The 17,991-nt window shown below is 39.1% G+C and carries 20 protein-coding genes; 13 read left to right on the plus strand and 7 right to left on the minus strand.

The window, feature by feature from the left end:
- Positions 1-47 precede the first annotated feature (47 nt).
- Positions 48-1,325, minus strand: coding sequence for a sensor histidine kinase (locus tag C3K47_RS07985; RefSeq protein WP_103788600.1), 1,278 nt, complete (start codon positions 1,323-1,325; stop codon positions 48-50).
- On the minus strand, positions 1,322-1,999 hold the full coding sequence (locus C3K47_RS07990) for a response regulator transcription factor (RefSeq protein WP_103788601.1): 678 nt from the start codon (positions 1,997-1,999) through the stop codon (positions 1,322-1,324). The genes C3K47_RS07985 and C3K47_RS07990 overlap by 4 nt, the downstream gene beginning before the upstream one ends.
- A gap of 290 nt (positions 2,000-2,289) precedes the next feature.
- Here C3K47_RS07990 and C3K47_RS07995 point away from each other — a divergent pair, with 290 nt between their 5' ends.
- The 3 genes from C3K47_RS07995 to C3K47_RS19680 are packed head-to-tail and all read left to right on the plus strand — an operon-like array spanning position 2,290 to position 6,649.
- Positions 2,290-3,804, plus strand: coding sequence for an L-lactate permease (locus tag C3K47_RS07995; RefSeq protein ID WP_103788602.1), 1,515 nt, complete (start codon positions 2,290-2,292; stop codon positions 3,802-3,804).
- A gap of 17 nt (positions 3,805-3,821) precedes the next feature.
- The gene (locus C3K47_RS08000) at positions 3,822-5,924 is read left to right on the plus strand and encodes an FAD-binding and (Fe-S)-binding domain-containing protein (protein ID WP_207765257.1); all 2,103 of its coding nucleotides are present in this window, start codon (positions 3,822-3,824) and stop codon (positions 5,922-5,924) included.
- 8 nt (positions 5,925-5,932) lie between these two features.
- Positions 5,933-6,649: a (Fe-S)-binding protein gene (locus C3K47_RS19680; RefSeq protein WP_207765258.1), complete on the plus strand. Its 717-nt coding sequence runs from the start codon at positions 5,933-5,935 to the stop codon at positions 6,647-6,649.
- 4 nt (positions 6,650-6,653) lie between these two features.
- On the opposite strand, the gene C3K47_RS08005 is transcribed toward C3K47_RS19680, so the two are convergent.
- From C3K47_RS08005 to C3K47_RS08015, 3 genes are all read right to left on the minus strand, one after another.
- Positions 6,654-7,451 carry an SDR family NAD(P)-dependent oxidoreductase gene (locus tag C3K47_RS08005; RefSeq protein ID WP_103788603.1) on the minus strand — a complete coding sequence of 266 codons (798 nt, stop codon included), beginning with the start codon at positions 7,449-7,451 and terminating at the stop codon, positions 6,654-6,656.
- A gap of 11 nt (positions 7,452-7,462) precedes the next feature.
- Positions 7,463-7,717, minus strand: a complete 255-nt coding sequence (locus C3K47_RS08010; protein ID WP_103788604.1) for a hypothetical protein — start codon at positions 7,715-7,717, stop codon at positions 7,463-7,465.
- A 129-nt stretch (positions 7,718-7,846) separates the two neighbouring features.
- A complete protein-coding gene (locus C3K47_RS08015) occupies positions 7,847-8,830 on the minus strand; it encodes a GlxA family transcriptional regulator (protein ID WP_103788605.1) in 984 nt (327 codons plus the stop codon).
- Between the two features lie 149 nt (positions 8,831-8,979).
- Between C3K47_RS08015 and C3K47_RS08020 the strand changes: the two genes are divergently transcribed.
- From C3K47_RS08020 to C3K47_RS08060, 9 genes are all read left to right on the plus strand, one after another.
- On the plus strand, positions 8,980-9,510 hold the full coding sequence (locus tag C3K47_RS08020) for an SRPBCC family protein (protein ID WP_103788816.1): 531 nt from the start codon (positions 8,980-8,982) through the stop codon (positions 9,508-9,510).
- Positions 9,511-9,536: 26 nt separating this feature from the next.
- Complete coding sequence (locus tag C3K47_RS08025; protein ID WP_103788606.1) at positions 9,537-9,968, plus strand: VOC family protein; 432 nt, start codon at positions 9,537-9,539, stop codon at positions 9,966-9,968.
- Positions 9,969-10,003: 35 nt separating this feature from the next.
- Complete coding sequence (locus C3K47_RS08030; protein ID WP_103788607.1) at positions 10,004-10,399, plus strand: DoxX family protein; 396 nt, start codon at positions 10,004-10,006, stop codon at positions 10,397-10,399.
- A gap of 11 nt (positions 10,400-10,410) precedes the next feature.
- Complete coding sequence (locus tag C3K47_RS08035) at positions 10,411-10,767, plus strand: nuclear transport factor 2 family protein (RefSeq protein WP_103788608.1); 357 nt, start codon at positions 10,411-10,413, stop codon at positions 10,765-10,767.
- Between the two features lie 240 nt (positions 10,768-11,007).
- Positions 11,008-12,156, plus strand: a complete 1,149-nt coding sequence (locus C3K47_RS08040; protein ID WP_103788609.1) for a M48 family metallopeptidase — start codon at positions 11,008-11,010, stop codon at positions 12,154-12,156.
- Positions 12,157-12,181: 25 nt separating this feature from the next.
- Positions 12,182-12,841, plus strand: coding sequence for a TIGR00266 family protein (locus C3K47_RS08045; RefSeq protein ID WP_103788610.1), 660 nt, complete (start codon positions 12,182-12,184; stop codon positions 12,839-12,841).
- 10 nt (positions 12,842-12,851) lie between these two features.
- Positions 12,852-13,568 (plus strand): TIGR00266 family protein, encoded by a 717-nt coding sequence (locus C3K47_RS08050; protein WP_103788611.1) that lies wholly within the window; start codon positions 12,852-12,854, stop codon positions 13,566-13,568.
- Complete coding sequence (locus tag C3K47_RS08055; protein ID WP_103788612.1) at positions 13,569-14,252, plus strand: TIGR00266 family protein; 684 nt, start codon at positions 13,569-13,571, stop codon at positions 14,250-14,252. It begins immediately after the preceding gene.
- A 105-nt stretch (positions 14,253-14,357) separates the two neighbouring features.
- Positions 14,358-14,723 carry an RDD family protein gene (locus C3K47_RS08060; protein ID WP_103788613.1) on the plus strand — a complete coding sequence of 122 codons (366 nt, stop codon included), beginning with the start codon at positions 14,358-14,360 and terminating at the stop codon, positions 14,721-14,723.
- A 15-nt stretch (positions 14,724-14,738) separates the two neighbouring features.
- Here the strand turns inward: C3K47_RS08060 and C3K47_RS08065 are convergent, their stop codons facing one another.
- Positions 14,739-15,626: a LysR family transcriptional regulator gene (locus tag C3K47_RS08065; RefSeq protein ID WP_103788614.1), complete on the minus strand. Its 888-nt coding sequence runs from the start codon at positions 15,624-15,626 to the stop codon at positions 14,739-14,741.
- 95 nt (positions 15,627-15,721) lie between these two features.
- Here C3K47_RS08065 and C3K47_RS08070 point away from each other — a divergent pair, with 95 nt between their 5' ends.
- On the plus strand, positions 15,722-15,919 hold the full coding sequence (locus C3K47_RS08070) for a hypothetical protein (protein WP_103788615.1): 198 nt from the start codon (positions 15,722-15,724) through the stop codon (positions 15,917-15,919).
- A 73-nt stretch (positions 15,920-15,992) separates the two neighbouring features.
- Here the strand turns inward: C3K47_RS08070 and C3K47_RS08075 are convergent, their stop codons facing one another.
- Positions 15,993-17,939, minus strand: a complete 1,947-nt coding sequence (locus tag C3K47_RS08075) for a hypothetical protein (protein ID WP_133159352.1) — start codon at positions 17,937-17,939, stop codon at positions 15,993-15,995.
- Positions 17,940-17,991 lie beyond the last annotated feature (52 nt).

The raw sequence follows: 17,991 nt of genomic DNA on the forward strand, positions 1-17,991 counted from the left end.
TCGAGATAAAGAAAAGACTCAATTCTGAAGTAATATTGGAGAGGAAATTATTGAGAAGAAAAGCGATCTAACAACCTAATGACAAAAACATGTCGACCGTTTTTATACTGGTAAATGCATCGAAAATTTGCTACTTCGCAAATTTGCCTAACGATAGAAAGTCCTAAACCATTTCCATCCGTCTTTGTATCAGGATGACGGTAAAAGCGCTGAAATACTTTCTCTTTGTCTAATTCAGGGAGTGAGGATGTATTTGAGATAACCAAAGAGCCTTCTTTTAAAGAAATATCGATATCTCCTCCGGAGTAATTATACCGAACGGCGTTGTTTAACAAATTGCCAATGATGATTTCCGCCAGTTGACGATTAAAAGGAATCGTTAATTTTTCGATTTCAGTTTTAAAGACGAGATGATTTGCTGAAATTAATTCGGTCAATTCGTTTATTTTCTGTTTTAGGATCTCATCGAACTGAATTTCTTCATCTAATTCAAACCGTTTTACTTCTATTTTGGTAAGCAGTAACAGTGACTGATTCAACCGCGAAAGTTTATTAACAAAGTGCTCCATTTCGAGCAGAGGTTCTGCATTATGTTCAAGCGAGCGCTCGTTCTGCATGAGCATTTCCAGTTTTGACCGAATTACTGCTAAGGGCGTTTGCATCTCATGAGCTGCATTTCCGGTAAACTCTTTTAGGATGGAGTAATCTTTCTGGGCCCTATCGGTCATGCTATTGAGGCTCTGATTCAAAAGCGAAAACTCATCAATGTCAGTAGCAGGTAAGTTTAGCGTTTTATGGTCAGAGAGGTTATACGTTTTCACCTGTATCATGCTTTGATAAAAAGGCTGCCACAAACGGTTCAGAATAGTTCTATTTATTAAATAACCCACAAGCAGTATCAGGGCAATCATGCTCACCGTAACTAGTATTACCAGTTCTAACAGGTCTTCCGTTTCTACCTGCGACTTGCTAACGATTACTTCGTATGGTTTACCTGAAACATTAATTTGAAAGGTTAATTCCCGCTGCCACTCAAGTTCTTTTTCGTGATCACTCCATTGTTTTACAGATCTGAATCCAGAAAAAGCTAAGGAATCAGTTACACTTTTATAAACTATCTTCTGCCCATATGCAGGCAAAATTTCAGGTAACTGATGATGTTCTTTGGTGTATTGTACAATTTCTTGTTGTTCGGTTCTTAAGGTATCGTCAAGTTGTTTAAGCAGGATGTACTTCAGTACAAAATAAAAAGCTACGCTACCAACCAAAAAAATGAAGATTGACGCAGCAATGGTAATGCGGTTGTATTTAGTAGCTAGTTTCACTGATCAGTAAATTTATAGCCCATACCATAAATACTTTGGATATAGTCGCGGGCGCCATAATGCAGTAATTTTTTGCGTAGATTTTTTATGTGGGTATAAATAAAATCATAGTTATCTGCCAAATCCATGTCGTCGCCCCATAAATGTTCGGCTATTGTGTTCTTCGACAATACCCTGTTTTTATTAACTATAAAATACAAAAGTAAATCGTATTCTTTCCGGGTAAGCACCAGCGTTTGTCCATTAATATTTACCGACTTAGCCAGTGTATCGAGTTGAATTTCATGAAATGTTAACAAGCTGCTTCCGTATTGGCTTTTGCGGCGAATGATTGCTGCTATCCTTACACTTAATTCAGAAAGATGGAATGGTTTAGTTAAATAATCGTCGGCACCAAGTTGAATGCCCTTTATTTTGTCATCCAGTTCATTTCGGGCTGATATAATGATCACGCCGTCTGTTTTATTTTGTTCCTTTAGCAATTGCAACAATAACAATCCATTACCGCCGGGCAGCATAATATCGAGTACGATGCAATCGTATTCGTAGCAACTAATCTTATCTGCAGCATCCTGATAATTGTCAACCGATTCACATAAATATTGCTGTGAGGTAAGAAACTCCACGATGCTTTTATTTAATGAAGGTTCATCTTCAACGATAAGTAATTTCATGCCCCAATCTTTCGAGATAAAACAAATTAATAAATCTGGAGAAATTTGGGAGCAGAATCAAGCATAAAGGTGATTCTTTCTAAAACGAGTTAGTTTACTACAAGGTTAGTTAATTTGAATTGACTTAATCCTTAATAAACAACTGCAGCAATGGCCATTTTAAAAACTAGCTTATTGATTTTTAAAGTGATTTGAACACTATCACGATTATCCACAATTGCTTGAAAATAAGTTAGTTTTAATCTTTTTTTAGTAAATTAATACTATTGATTTTAATCAAACTAACGCTTATGGATTACTTGGCTATTGCTCTTGCCTTAACTCCTGTTTTCCTACTCATTCTTTTACTTGGCTTTCTTAAGGTTTCGGGAGATAAAAGCGCCCTTTTCACACTAATAACCACTATTGTATTAGCTGTTTTGGGCTTTAAATTTTCAATGGTGGCGGTTGGGCTATCCATCATTTTCGGCACACTTAAAGCTATTTTCCCCATCATTTTAATCATCATTATGGCTATCTATAGCTATAATGTTTTGGTGTTTACAAAAAAAATGGAAGTTCTGAAGTTCCAGTTTTCTAACATCTCCACCGATAAAACCATCCAGGTTTTACTACTCACATGGGGCTTTGGTGGCTTATTAGAAGGCATGGCAGGCTTTGGAACAGCAGTTGCTATTCCGGCTGCTATTTTAATTGGACTGGGCTTCAAGCCGCTTTTTTCAGCATTGGTGAGTCTACTTTCAAACAGTGTACCTACCGCGTTCGGAGCGGTCGGCATTCCGGTAAAAGCAGTTGCCATAGAGATAGGGCACACAAACCTGCAGCATTTGGGTGCTGAAGTGGTTTTTCAACTGATCCCATTAATGGTTATCATTCCATTTATTATTGTAACATTAACGGATCCAAGCATGAAAGCTTTGCCCAAAAATATTGCACTTAGCGTAGTGGTAGGACTTGTATCAATTGCTGTTCAATATTTTTCCGTTATCTATATCGGAATAGAAACGCCCGCAATATTAGGCAGCATCGCTTCCATTATTGTAATTGTTATATGGGGTAAGCTTTCAGCAAAAAAAGACGATGACACCCTACTGCAAAGCAAAAGCAACAAAGAGATCATGAATGCCTGGTCCATTTACGGTCTGATCTTGTTGTTTATCATCGGTACTAGTCCATTGTTTAATTCTTTCAGAACTTTTCTTCAATCCATCAGTGCCACTCCTATACATTTAACCATTAACGGTTCGGACAAGTTGATTAAAATATTCTGGTTGACCGATGGAGGAGTTTTGCTATTCCTAGGAACTATTATTGGAGGATTGTTGCAAGGAGCAAAGCTAAGCGAACTATTTGATGTACTTTGGAAAAGCGTAATACAGTTGAAAAAGACATATGTAACTGTGATCTGTCTGATTGTCCTTTCTACTATCATGGATTTATCCGGAATGATAACCGTGCTAGGCATAGCCCTTGCCACGGCAACCGGAACATTCTATCCATTCTTTGCACCAGCAATAGGTTGCTTAGGCGCTTTTTTAACAGGAAGCGATACTTCTTCAAATATTCTATTTGGAAAGCTGCAGGCAAATGTCGCCAACCACATTGGAGCCGAACCGAGCTGGTTTGCGGCCGCCAATACAGTTGGGGCCACAGGAGGCAAAATTATATCACCACAAAGTATAGCAATTGCTACCTCGGCCTGTAACCAACAAGGCAAAGAAGGTGATATTATGAAAAAAGCTTTGCCATATGCCATCTTTTATATTATTATAGCTGGCTTAATGGTGTATTTTTTTGGCAAATAATTTAAAATTGCAATAAAATGTTAGCTCCGGCCTATCAAAAGTTAAAAGATATTTTATCAGTTTCTATTGATCCAAAGCGGATTTTAACCAGTCCTTTGCAAACCCTTGCTTACGGAACCGATGCCAGCTTTTACCGGCTGATTCCGCAAATTGTAATTCTGGTTCGCAACGAAACGGAAGTAATTGAAATTATTAAACAAGCCAAACTGCTAAACATTGCTTTAACCTTCCGTGCTGCAGGAACCAGTTTATCAGGACAGGCCATTACCGATTCAGTGCTGGTGGTTGCTACCCATGGCTGGAAACAATTTGAACTTTCCAATAACAAGGAAAAAGTAAAATTGGAACCAGGTATTATTGGCGCAAAGGCAAATACACTGCTGGCACCTCATGGTTTGAAAATTGGTCCGGATCCTGCTTCAATTGGAGCCGCCATGATCGGTGGAATTGTGGCCAACAACGCCAGTGGAATGTGCTGTGGAACGGCTCAAAATTCTTATCAAACAATAGCAGATATCCGCATTATACTAAGTGACGGAACCATTCTTGATACTTCCAAACCGGAAAGTGTTGCTTCATTTAAAAGTAGTCAGCCAGCTTTGATTGAAGAAATTGAAGCACTTAGGGACGAGATCAAAAATGATGATACTCTTTACCATCTTATTAAAAATAAGTTCAAAATTAAAAACACCACAGGCTATAGCATCAATGCCTTAGTAGACTATCAGGACCCCATAGAGATCATTAAACACTTAATGGTAGGTTCAGAAGGAACACTTGCTTTTATTTCAAACGTTACCTTAAAAACGGTCATCGACGAAAAATACAAAGCCTGTTCGCTGATTATCTTTAACACGATTCAGGATGCCTGCAATGCCACTATTTTGTTAAAATCGAGTCCGGTGGCAGCGGTAGAATTGCTCGATAGAGAGTCCATCCGTTCAGTAGAAAATGATAATGATGCTCCCGACTTTTTCAAAACATTGCCCGAATCGGCCTGTGCCCTGTTGGTTGAATGCAGAGACAATGATTTTGCATTTTTAATTCAGAAGCAGGTTGAAATACGCGCGCAAATTCAATCGATTCCAACGTTCTCGGATTATGAGTTCACCAGCGAGCCGAAGCAATATAATTTTAACTGGAAAGCCCGGAAAGGCTTATTGCCAACGGTTGGAGGACTAAGAAAAACAGGAACAACTGTTATTATTGAAGACATTGCCTTTCCATTACCTCAACTTGCGGATGCCAGCTTAGCCCTGAAAGATCTGTTTAAAAAATATGCATATCATGATGCTGTATTGTTTGGACACGCACTGGAAGGCAACCTTCACTTTGTTTTCTCTCAGGACTTTTCAAATCAGGCTGAAATAGATCGATATGAGCAGCTAATGTCGGAACTAGCGGAGTTAGTGGTGGATCGTTTTAATGGCTCTTTAAAGGCCGAACACGGAACCGGTAGAAACATGGCTCCTTTTGTAGAAAAAGAATGGGGAGCAGCCGCCTATACGATTATGAAACGGATCAAGAAGATCTTCGATCCAAACAATAAGATCAATCCTGATGTGCTGATCAATCCTGATCCAAAGGCCCACCTCAAAAACCTGAAACCTTTGCCTGAATGCGACAGCATTGTAGATAAGTGCATGGAATGTGGCTTTTGCGAACCGCATTGTGTTTCGGAAGGAATGACCTTATCTCCACGCCAGCGAATTGTTATTGCCAGGGAAATTAGCCGACTGGAAAGTTCAAAAGCCGACCCGGATCGACTGGCGGATATCAGAAAGGATGTTACTTATCAATTAGACGAAACCTGCGCTACCGATGGACTTTGTGCATTGGCGTGTCCGGTAAATATTGATACGGGAAAATTTGTAAAAAAATGGCGCGCCAACGAACTTGTGGATGGCAATAAAAAAGTTGCAGCCTACATTGGATCACACATGGCCGGAACAACGGCAACAGTACGAACAAGCCTCAAAATCATTCAAGTATTCCACGCCATCTTGGGGACAACCATTTTAAAAGGCTTATCGAATGGTTTTCATTACATCACATTTGGCAAGGTCCCTAAATGGATTCCTGAAATGCCAAAAGGAGCCAGCAAAATAAACACGAAATAACAGTAAAAATGAATGCAACCTCTGATTTAAAAGTTGTTTATTTTCCTTCGTGCATTAACCGAAGCATGGGGAAAAATAGTTTTCAAAGTGCTGACGACCTTCAACTGACGGCGCTAACCGAGCAGCTGTTGTCTCGTGCAGGTTTTACTATAATTTACCCCGAAGCACTGGATTCACACTGTTGTGGAATGCCGTTTTCGAGCAAAGGCTTTGCTGAGGCTAACCATGATAAATCAAAAGCATTAGAAAACGTTCTTCTAAAAGCTTCAGAAAATGGCAAATATCCAATCTTGTATGATATGAGCCCCTGTTTTTATCATTCGAAAGAAGAATTTCCGAAAACGTTAAAAATTGTGGATCCTATTGAGTTTATGCTCGATTACGTGATGCCACATTTGAACATAAAAAATAAGAAAGACACCATTGCTGTTTTCCCTGTTTGTTCAGTTAAAAAAATAGGTAAAACGGAACAACTAAAAGCCTTGTCGCTCCTATGTGCAAATAATGTAACCATGATAGACAGCAATTGTTGTGGTTTTGCCGGTGACCGTGGCTTTCTTGTTCCTGAGTTGAATGAATATGGACTGCGTGAACTTAAAGAACAGATTCCGGTAAACTGCAACCAAGGTTATTCCACCAGCAGAACCTGCGAAATTGGTTTTGAAAAAATGAGTGGAATTGATTTTAAATCGATCTTTTATCTTATTGAGGAAGTGACACGGTAGAATCTCACCCCACCACAGATCCGCAACTTAAATTAGCAACCGTAGCTGTAAAAGCGCTGGCTTTATCAGAGGCCAGAAACACTGCAGCATTAGCCACTTCCTGTAAGGTTGGTGAGCGTTGCAGTAATGTTCCGTTTTGCGAACCTTCTAATAATTCATTCAGTGACATCCCCATTAATCCGGCCCGGTTCATAAACACTTCCCTGCTATGCGAGCCTGCATAAACGGCTTCCGGGATTGCGTCAGGACGTAAACAGATCACCCTGATATTTGATGGCCCCAGCTCTCCTGCCAATTGTCGGGTTAAACCCTCAATGGCCGCACATGCTACACCAAATCCTCCAGCGTAACCATTGCTCATTAATGCACCAGGGGTGGAAATAGTTAGTATCACTCCCCTATTTGCTTTCACCATATAACGTGCGGCTGCAGTTGAAGTGTTAAAGTTTGAAGTAAGATAGGTTGTAATTGGAAAAGTAAAATCTTCTAAGCGCATAACCGCCAGCGGTGCGCCCTGCACATGATATACACCGGTACAATTAAATGAGATATCTATGCTTCCCATTCGTTCAACAATATTGGCAAGATGATTTTCTACCGATTCATCCTCCAAGGTATCGAAGGAAGCCGCCTCTACATATCCACCAAAGCTTTCAATTTGGGTAACCACATTTTCCAATTTGTCATGCTTTCGGCCAACAATAAAAACCTTGGCTCCTTCTTGGGCAAATGCCTTTGCGACGGCGCTGCCAATGGCTCCTGAACCTCCGTAGACAACCGCATTATTGTGTAATAAGAGCATATCGATAGTATTTAGTTCACCAAAATTTCCGGAAATGAAAAAGGTACTTCATCAGCAAGAATTTCGATAGAAAACCCGAGCCGGTTTAATAATAGAATTAATTCTGAGGAGTTGATAAGTTCGTCGTTGCTTTCCACGCGGAGGATGCGATCACGATCCTGCAAATCGAAATTGGCCTTATATCCTTCGAAGGTTTTATGGATCAACTGTATCAGCCCAATGGCCTGATGCTCGATCCGGACATTCGTTTTAAATACTTCTATCATAGCTAAAGTAAATTTGATTAAACAACTGTTTGTCTGATGTTTACTCAAATTTACTTTAACTGACAACCGTTTATGAGGTGTAAAAACGGCATTCTTTAGGGGTTATTATGACAAATATTTCAAACCGTACTATGCAAGGGCTGTTTCTTTATTGTACTTATGTTTGTAATCGATAGGTGAAAGACCAGTGATTTTTTTGAATGTGGTTCTAAAGGCTTTCGTATCCGAATAACCCACCTCATACATTACTTCGTTTATGTTTTTTCTACTGCTTTCAAAGTCCTTTTTTGCGGCTTCAATTTTAACGCGTTGAATGTATTCTGTAACGGTATTACAGGTTGCTTTCTTAAATCGTCGCTCCAGGCTACGTCGACCAATAGCAAGCATATCTGCTAATTCGTCAACCGTGATTTTTTCATGAAAATTAGTTTCAATATAATCCTGAGCTTTTTTCACAGGCTCATCCTCATGCATTTTTTGTCCCTGAAAAATAATAAACGGCGATTGGCTGGCACGGTCAATATCAATCATAAATGCTTTTGCTATTATGATCGCTATTTCGCGACCTGCAAACTTCTCAACCAAATACACTAACAGGTTAAGGTAAGAGAATGCCCCTCCACTGGTATATATTCCATGATCCTCGGTCATTATTTTATCATCCATGAGTATTGCCTCGGGGTACATTGCCCTAAACTCATTGGCAAATTTCCAATGGGTGGCGCAACGTTTACCATTTAGCAGACCTGTAGAAGCAAGGAAAAAGGCGGCAATACAAAGGCTCACCACCTCTGCTCCTTTTCTATATTGATCCAATATCCACGGGATAAATTCCTTGTTCATTTCATGCACAGTACTTATTTCACCAAACATGGCGGGAATTATGATCAGGTCTGTTTTTGGAACCTCATTGATCAAATAATTGGGGACAATGGTAAAGGTGCCGTTGCGTTGGGTAGAAGCTTTTGATAAGCCCACAAGCTGAATATTAAACATGGCCTCTTTGCCCTGACTAGTAAGCAGGTTGTTTACCTCAGAAAAGATCTGATAAGAACCATCAATATTACTCAAACTAGAGGTTCCTTCTGGTATTAAGATTGAGATGTGTTTCATACTTAAAATTAACGATAACACTTGTCGCAATCAACCCTCAACAATGCCGTATATACGCCTTTTAGCTTAGTCAATATTCGTCTAGGTTTGTGTTGATGATCGATCATCACAGGATAAAAAAACAAACTTCAACTTCAAAACAGCTTATTATGAAAATCATCGGAATCTTAATTCTAATCGTGGTCTCTGTCGTGATTTTATTGCTAATTACCGCCCTATTTGTGAAAAACGACTATAAAGTAGAGCGCGAAATTGTGATCAACAAACCACAGCAGCAAGTTTTTGATTATATCAAGCTGCTAAAAAACCAGGACCATTATAACAAATGGGTAATGATGGACCCTAACCTGCAAAAAGATTTTAAAGGCACAGATGGAACAGTGGGTTTTGTTTATTCATGGAATGGCAACAAACAAGCCGGTCAGGGTGAACAACAGATCAAGCATATCAGCCAGGACCAGATCGATATTCAACTTCGGTTTATAAAGCCTTTTGAAGGTATTGCCAACACCTCAATAAACGCTAAACCTATTTCGCTTCAGCAAACCCGGGTAAAGTGGGAAATGAGTGGTAGAAATCCTTTTCCAATGAACCTAATGAACCTCATTATGAATAAAACCTTAGGCGAAAGCCTCGATGAAAGCCTGGGCAACCTTAAAGCAATTCTTGAAAAACAATAGTCCGTTTACTCTTAAATTCTAAAGTTATGGCAATCGTTAATCCTTATCTGAACTTTTTAGGCACTACAGAAGCCGCTTTCAATCATTACAAAACAGTTTTTGGTGGTGAATTCTCCATGCTTTTACGTTATCGTGATACGCCCGAAGCCGGTGAAGTGCAAGAAGAAGACAAAGACAAAATTATGCACATGGCCCTGCCCATTGGGAACGGCAATATTTTAATGGGTACTGATGCATTAGGGTCTATGGGCCAAAGTTTGCAGCAAGGTAATAACTTCTACCTGTCTGTACATGCCGATAGCAAAGTCGATGCTGATCGTGTTTTCAGTGGACTTTCAACTGACGGACAAGAACAAATGCCAATGCAAGACACGTTTTGGGGTGCTTACTTTGGTATGCTCAAAGATAAGTTTGGTGTGCAATGGATGATTAGCTTCGAACAGGCACGGGCACAATAAACACAAATTTACTTTTACTCCAAACCGTAAGAATCATGAAAACTGCTGTTATTATCGTCCGTATTTTAATGGGACTTATGTTTTTGTACGCATCGGTTGTTGTTCTTTTCAATTTAGTACCACAGCCCGAACTTCATGGAAAAGTGAAAATCTTTATGGAAGGCATGGTTGCATCAGGTTATTTACTTATGCTTATTAAAATAACCGAATTGGTTTGCGCCATTGCTTTTTTATCAGGCAGGTTTGTTCCGCTGGCAACGGTGGTTATTTTTCCGGATATACTCAACATCTTTTTATTTCATTTGAGTATTGAACCCAAGGGTCTGCCAGTTGCAATTGCATTATTAATTGGCGATCTTTTTCTAGCTTATGCGCACAGAAGGAACTATGAGGGGCTATTAAACCCAAAACGATTATTGTTATCAGTTTAAATCTAAGTAACATGTCAACTGCATCAAACAAAGAAATTGTAAATAAGGTGAACGCCTTGTTTGCTGAAGGCGATACCCAAACCTTTTTAGACTACTGCTCCGACAACGTTAAATGGGGCATGGTGGGCAGCCTTGCCTTAGAGGGAAAAGAAGCGATACGAAAGGAAATGAAATCGGATGAATATCCGGAACCACCTCATATAGTGCCAAATCATGTAATTGCCGATGGCGATATGGTAATGTCGGACGGAACGTTGAGTATGAAGAAGAAAGACGGAACAATTACCAACATGGCTTATTGCGACGTTTACCAATTTGCTGATGGCAAGATCGTTGAACTCACCACCTACATGGTTACGCTGAAATAGCCGTTAGATTCAACCTTAATTTATTCTTAAAATGCAGCTCTTGTTATAATTATTAGGGCTGCATTTTAAGTTTTTAACTACAAATTCGTACTCTTTTTATTTATGTTGAAATAAGTATTTGCAAATTCAATATAACTGGATTATTTTCAACGCATCTCAACTAAGCTCTACCTAACAAACATGACGAATAATCATTAATATCGAACTAAAATTTATAACATCCGCTCCCTTTAATAGTTTATGCCAGTTCTTGAAAACCAAACAAAAAAACAATCCTATTCTGCTGTTCTTATTCATCCAGGTATTTCAGGAGGAAGATGTTCCGGCATCCTGTATTTAAGTCGTGAAGGTGTATTTTTTCAATCCGAAGAAATTAATCATAGCCTTAATTTAAGAGATCTGAACATTAGAGCCGGAGGCGCCGGCAACCGATTTATCTTTTTTACGGATAAGAACCATCAAGAGATAACGGTTTACACTTCCGACAAGCAAGTGTTAAAAGATCCGGTGATTACCACCAATCCTAATTTCCAAAAGGATATTGTTAGTGCCAAAAAACTGCTAAACAAGCTGTTGCTGGGTTCGTTAACACTTGTTGCGATAATAGTTGCGATAATTGGAGGCCTTTACCTGGTAAAAGACCGAATGGTTGAAGGTTTGGCCAAACAGGTGCCTGTCAGCTGGGAGAAGGAAGCTGGGGATAAACTTTTCACTGCGCTTTCTCTTCAATATAAAATCATTAAAAATGATTCGTTGAAAAAGGAGTTTTTAACCGTAGCGGCTCCCCTATTTAAACAGGTAGAAAAAGAAGGGTATAAAATCGATTTATATTTTGTTGATGACCCAACCATTAACGCCTTTGCCTTACCGGGTGGAAAAGTAGTTGTGCAAACAGGATTGATCAAAAATGCAAAATCGTGGGAAGAGGTAATGGGTGTTTTAGGTCATGAACTTGCGCATGTTACTCGCCGTCATCATATAAGAAGTGTGATCAACAACATTGGCATCTTCACCATTTTAGCTGCAACCCTTGGCGATGTTAGCGCGTTGGCCGGAACTTTTGCAAATCTTGGTGGCGATCTGGCCTCACTTGCCAACAGCCGTTCGTTCGAAAATGAGGCTGATGAATCAGGTTTAGATATGCTTATTTCGGCTAAAATGAATCCGCAGGGATTAATCTCTTTTTTTGAAACCCTAAAAAAAGAGCAGCAAACCGAACTGAATAAAAAAGTGGAGGAAAAGGTTGATCTTTCTTTTTTATCAACCCATCCAAATACTCAGGACCGTATTGAACACCTGAAGCAAAAAATCAAAAACATACACCAAACATATATTCCTCTGCCTGCTAATTTCAACGCATTTAAAGAGGCATTACTAAACGTCAACTAACTATTAATTCTAATCAAACTTTACAATGAACTTAACAGTAGAAGGAAAACCGGTTTTTGCCCACGTGATAGTGGAGTTGCATCCCGGCGAAACATTCATTGCAGAATCTGACGCCATGTCGAGCATGTCGGCAGAGTTAGATATGAATGCAAAATTTAACGGAGGCCTCCTTGGCGGATTAATTCGCAAATTTTTCGGAGGAGAAAGCCTATTTATTAATCATTTTACCAATAACACCAACAAAACGCTGAGCCTGCACCTTACCCAACCAACCCCGGGCGACATCACCGTTAAAGAGCTGGATGGTGAAAGTTATTGTATTCAGCAAGGCTCTTACATTGCCTCTGAACCAGGTGTAAAACTGGGAGTAAAATGGGCCGGCATTGGTTCCTTTATCGGCGGCGAAGGTCTTTTTAAACTGGTAGCTTCGGGCAAAGGGAAAGTGGTGTTTGGCGCTTACGGAGGTATCATCGAAAAAGAAATTAACGGTGAATATATTGTTGACTCAGGACACTTGGTGGCTTACGAGCCTGGTATGAAACTTAAGCCTCAATTAGCGGGCGGTATTTTTTCAAGTCTTTTTGGAGGAGAAGGTTTTGTTACCCGTGTGGAAGGACAAGGTAAAATTTATTTACAAACCCGCAACATTGCCGGCCTGGCATCTTGGGTAAACAGACACTTATAAAATCAACAAAATGGAATCACTAATTACAGATATAACCAGTAATAAATTAAACGTTACGCTAAAAATGCGTCCCGGGTCGACGGCAGCAGAGATTAGCCTTGCTCCCGGCCAGGAGTTCACTGCCGAAGCAGGAGCCATGATTGCCATGAGCCCTTCGGTTCACATGACCACCACCACCCACAAGAAATCATCGGGTGGCATTATAAAAGGCTTAAAAAGAATGCTTGGCGGCGAAAGCTTTTTCCTGAACCATTACACTGCAGGTAACCAGGGCGGAACCGTATGGCTGGGTGCTACCCACGCCGGCGATATGTTGGTGAAAGAATTGAACGGCGAAGGGATTATTGTACAAGGCGGTTCATATGTTGCCAGTACTCCTGATATTGATATTGACATGAGCTGGCAGGGCTTTAAATCGCTGATCTCTAAAGAAGGTTTGTTCTGGCTGGGAATCAGGGGAAAAGGAACCGTAGTGGTAAATTCATTTGGCGCCATTTATCCGATTCAGGTGAATGGTGAATACATTGTTGATACCGGTCACATTGTGGCTTTTGAAGAAAGCTTAAACTTTTCACTTACGAAAGCCGGAAAAAGCTGGATCAGCTCCATTTTGGGCGGCGAAGGCTTGGTTTGTAAATTTAAAGGTCAGGGAACGGTGTGGATACAATCGCACAATACCACCTCATTTGGAAATATTTTGGGAGTAAAATTAAAACCTAGAAAATAGATGGAAACTCAGGATAAAAAAGGATTTGATTTTAAAATGGATTGCAAACCTGATTATGGCTTTGTAACCGTAAATATACCGGCCGGACAAAAGCTTAAAGTAGAAGCTGCAGCGATGGCTACCATGGACACCAACATTGAAATGAAAACCAAATTAAAAGGTGGATTTTCACGTTTCTTAACCGGTGAATCATTATTTATTAATGAATTTTCAGCAAAAAATGGCAGTGGCGATATACAATTAGCTCCTGCATGCCCAGGAGATGTTGAACATATCTACCTGAATAACGAAACTATTTATTTGCAAAACACCGCTTTCTTGGCTTCTGCAGATAGCATCAATGTTGAAACTAAATTTCAGGGTTTAATGAGGGGCTTCTTCTCTGGAGAAAGTTTCTTTTTGATCAAATGTTCGGGTCAGGGAGACTTATGGTTTAACTCTTACGGAGGTATTATTCCTATTGATGTGGAAGATGGCTATGTGGTTGACACCGGACATATTGTTGCCTTTACTGAAGGCTTGCAGTACGAGATTTCAAAAGTTGGCGGTTACAAATCGTTGTTTTTCTCAGGAGAAGGCTTGGTTTGTCGCTTCAGCGGAAAAGGCAGGGTTTGGATTCAAACACGCAAAATTGCACCTTTCATAAGCTGGGTGAATCCATTTAGACCGGCAAAAAGTAACTAAGGACTTATAGAAATAAAAGTGAAGGTGATAGGCGTTATCGTTTATCACCTTTTTTTGCAATGGTTAAAGGATTTTCTATATTCGGTCAGATAAATTCTGAATTAAATGATACAGCTGCCATCTAATAATGAAATTGACAATGTTTTTTACAAAGCGGATTATTTAAAGAGAATTGTTGCAGGACTGATTGATGGAGCACTAATTATTGCATTCATTCTCTTAATATTAATTTCAGAAATTCTTCCAAATGAAGGCTTTCCTCCTTCATTCATTTTACTTTTTCCAATTATCCCCTTTCTTTTTTTAGCCTTATACCGTTTAATCTCTCTCTTCCTGTTTAATGGCACTTTAGGAATGAAGATCTGCAAATTGATTCTTTTAAATAAAGACCTTCTACCTTTGTCTAAACAAGAAATAATAAATGCAGCTTTCTTCTTATTAATAAATGACGTTCGTTATTACGATAAATAATTTCATACCCAATACTCATTTTCCGATCAACAATTTCGTAACATTTCCCAATGCTGGCTTTCGGTTATTTTCCTTCCAAATGGCAAATAGTTGAGTGCGTTGTGGGATATAATTGAGCTCTAAAAACTTAACATTCAAGTTGAAACCATATTGAAGTGCTGTTGGTACGATGGCAATACCCAAACCTTCTTCCACCAGTTTAAAAATGGTAAGGGCATTTACTGATTTATGAAAAACCTGAGGCCTGAATCCATGGTCTTCACAAATGCTCATAATTAAATCGTGGTAAAAAGGACTATCATCACTTGAGAAAAAAATAAAAGGCGAGGCGCCGAGTGATTTTACCGATTCGTAGCTCGATTTATTGATCGGATGGCTAACCGGCAAGACCAGTGAAAAGGTGTCCTGATGAACAAGGTGCTTAGCAATTCCTTCCTTAAATTGATGTGTGCGCACAAAACCCAAATCAAGCTTGTCTTTTTCGATGAGTTCTACTTGTAATTTATTGGGTAGTTCTTCTAAAACTGTTCTGATTCCCGGGTATTCTTTGTTTAAGTTTAGCAACAAATCTGGAATGACCCTTTGCGCCGCCGAACCTAAAAAGCCGATCCGAATTTCGGTTTCCTTCCCTAAACTAATATTCTCTAATTGCTGTTGAATGGTTTCCAGGTGATTGAAAATAAAGTCAACTTCTTTTTTCAGATAGTTACCGGCTTCGGTTAATTCCACCTTCTTTTTGGTCCGGTCGAACAGACTAACGTTGTACCGCTCTTCCATTTGTTTAATTTGCCGACTGAGGCCTGGCTGAGAAATAAATAATCTTTCAGCAGCTTTTCTGTATTTTAATTCCTCGGCCAAAACCTGAAAATATTTCAGATGGCGCAACTCTATATGATAACTCATGGTTATTAATTAGCAGCGAAATTGATATTGTTAAGCATCAAAAGTAGTGTTTATTTTTTACCGACCATAGTGGCAGAAAGCCCTGATCTAATAAAATGGTGCTTCAACTGCCTGATAAAAAGCAGTCTATAAACCCTGATGAGTTTTACCTTGGTTCACTAGCTAATTTTGAATTTGGAGAAGAAAAAATGAATATGCATAAAGCGCGATGCAATTTACCGGCGGAATTTGATAGAATGTTGAAGAATGGCCTTAAACAACGCGGCGATATTGTTCAGCCTATTGAATCCTAGGTTGAAAATAAAAAGGTGATTTAATGGAATCACCTTTTTATTTGAACTTAACTAAATGTAGTAATTCGCTTTATTACTTTTTTTGCATCGTTATATTGATCCCGTTGCCAGTAACTTTAAGAGCTCCATTTTGGATAGAAACAGTAAAAGTATTCACGACTTGACCATTCATATAATACGTTATAGTGCTTCCTGTTGAATTATAGCTCCATGTAAATGTACTGTTATATGCTTGAACACGGTCTACTTTATTAACCACACAATTCCCCTGAGGAGATTCAAAATAAATCTCATGATATTTTTCGGAAGAAGTGGATGTTCCGTTTAAGGCAAACGTATAGCTACCCTCTAAAAACTGCTCCTTGTTGATATATTCAATATCATTACACCCTTTCCATTTGTGATATTCATGCATTGTAAATTGATCAACGCCATTTTCAACATACTCAGTTGCCTTCCAAGGGCTGGCATTCACTAAAATTTTATCAATTGACTGATGTAAAGTGGCTTGAACAACTTTTGAAACCGTTCCATAACCTGATTGATAGTTTACCCTGAAACTGAAGTTAATGTTTTCCTGAACAACAGGGGCCTTTAATGAAAATTTAACCACATCATTATTACCAACTTTGTTCTTACTAAGAACGATTCGAGCATCACTAATTTGATCAATGGTATATCCTGCAACAGCTACCTTTTCAGACTTAGAAACAGGTACTTCTATTGTTGGAGCATATGGTAAAAACTGTCCTAAATCAACCATCGCACTATTATATGCATCGATCCCATTAACAATTTCTGTAATCGCTGGAAGATACGATGCATTTTGTCTACTTGCATTAACAAAGCTTATTTCAGCACTATAGTTATATTCTTTATCTAATTCGAAAATGTTATCACTCGCACTTTCTTGAATTTTATATAAAGACGAAGATTCTATAACCCTACTACTCGTCTCATTTCCCTTAAACAAATTATCCATACTAAAGGCAGCAAAAGGATCGGAGAGGTTATCTTCACCAAATGCTAACTCAAGCATGCCTTTACCGGCCTCCTTCATAAACGTACTTACAAATGCTTTAGAGCCTTTAAATACACCATTCGTATTTTTCCAGTCTTCCTTAGCTGCATTATATGCATTCTGCATTTTGCCTGTAAATTTTTTATTAGCTTCTACCTGGGCAGCCTGCTGTTCCGCTTCACATACGGCGGCTTGTTTGTTATAGTAATCACCATACGGAGTTCCTTGGTTTTGATTTGCCAAAACTCTTTTTTGCTCACAAGTGTAAGTTCCCTCACTTTCAGTAGCACGTATACTATTAGTTGCTACACTCTTATTATAAAAGTTAGTAGCCGGGTTTTGAGCAGCTATTTGTTTAAATTCATTCAACCATGATTTGTTTGCCTCTATAAGCTGCACATAAATTTTCCGTTCTTCAGCAGATAATGCTGCAATTTCGGCTTTGTTGCTTTCATTGCATGACTTAACAAAGCTTTTTAAGCTCTCGGCCTTTGCTGAACTAATTTTTCCGGCCACTACTAGTGCGTCATATTGCTGTAAGGCTGACGCAACTTCTTGTTCAAATGCCGTTTGACGAGCCTGAATATAAGCATCCGGGTCGGCTATTTTTGTAAATGAGTTCACCTTGATATTGACTTCAGCGGTCTTGTTTCCTGCAACATTGATTAAAAATTTATGCTCACCTGCCGGCAACTCAGGTACCATCAAATAATACGCGTAAATCTTTTTTGCAAATTCCTCTTTATCAGGGTAAGCGTTGGCTGTTACGTTTCCTATAGTTACCGTTACAGACTCTGCATTGATGTTTTCGGGCGTTACTCCCTCAGGCAACTCAAATCTTACAAACTGATAAGGCATAATTTCTGTATCAGAACTGACAAGTGCTAGAGAAACATTGGGATCTTGGGATTCGTCTTTTTTACAAGCCTGAAAAATAATGGAGCATAATAGCAAGGCGCTTAGCGCACTAAAAAGAGAATACACTAGCTTTTTATTCATGGTTTTTTCTTTCAAAGAAACATATTTAAATTTCAGTAAAAAATACCTATAA

The organism is Solitalea longa (genome assembly GCF_002920915.1).
Lineage (GTDB): Bacteria > Bacteroidota > Bacteroidia > Sphingobacteriales > Sphingobacteriaceae > Solitalea > Solitalea longa.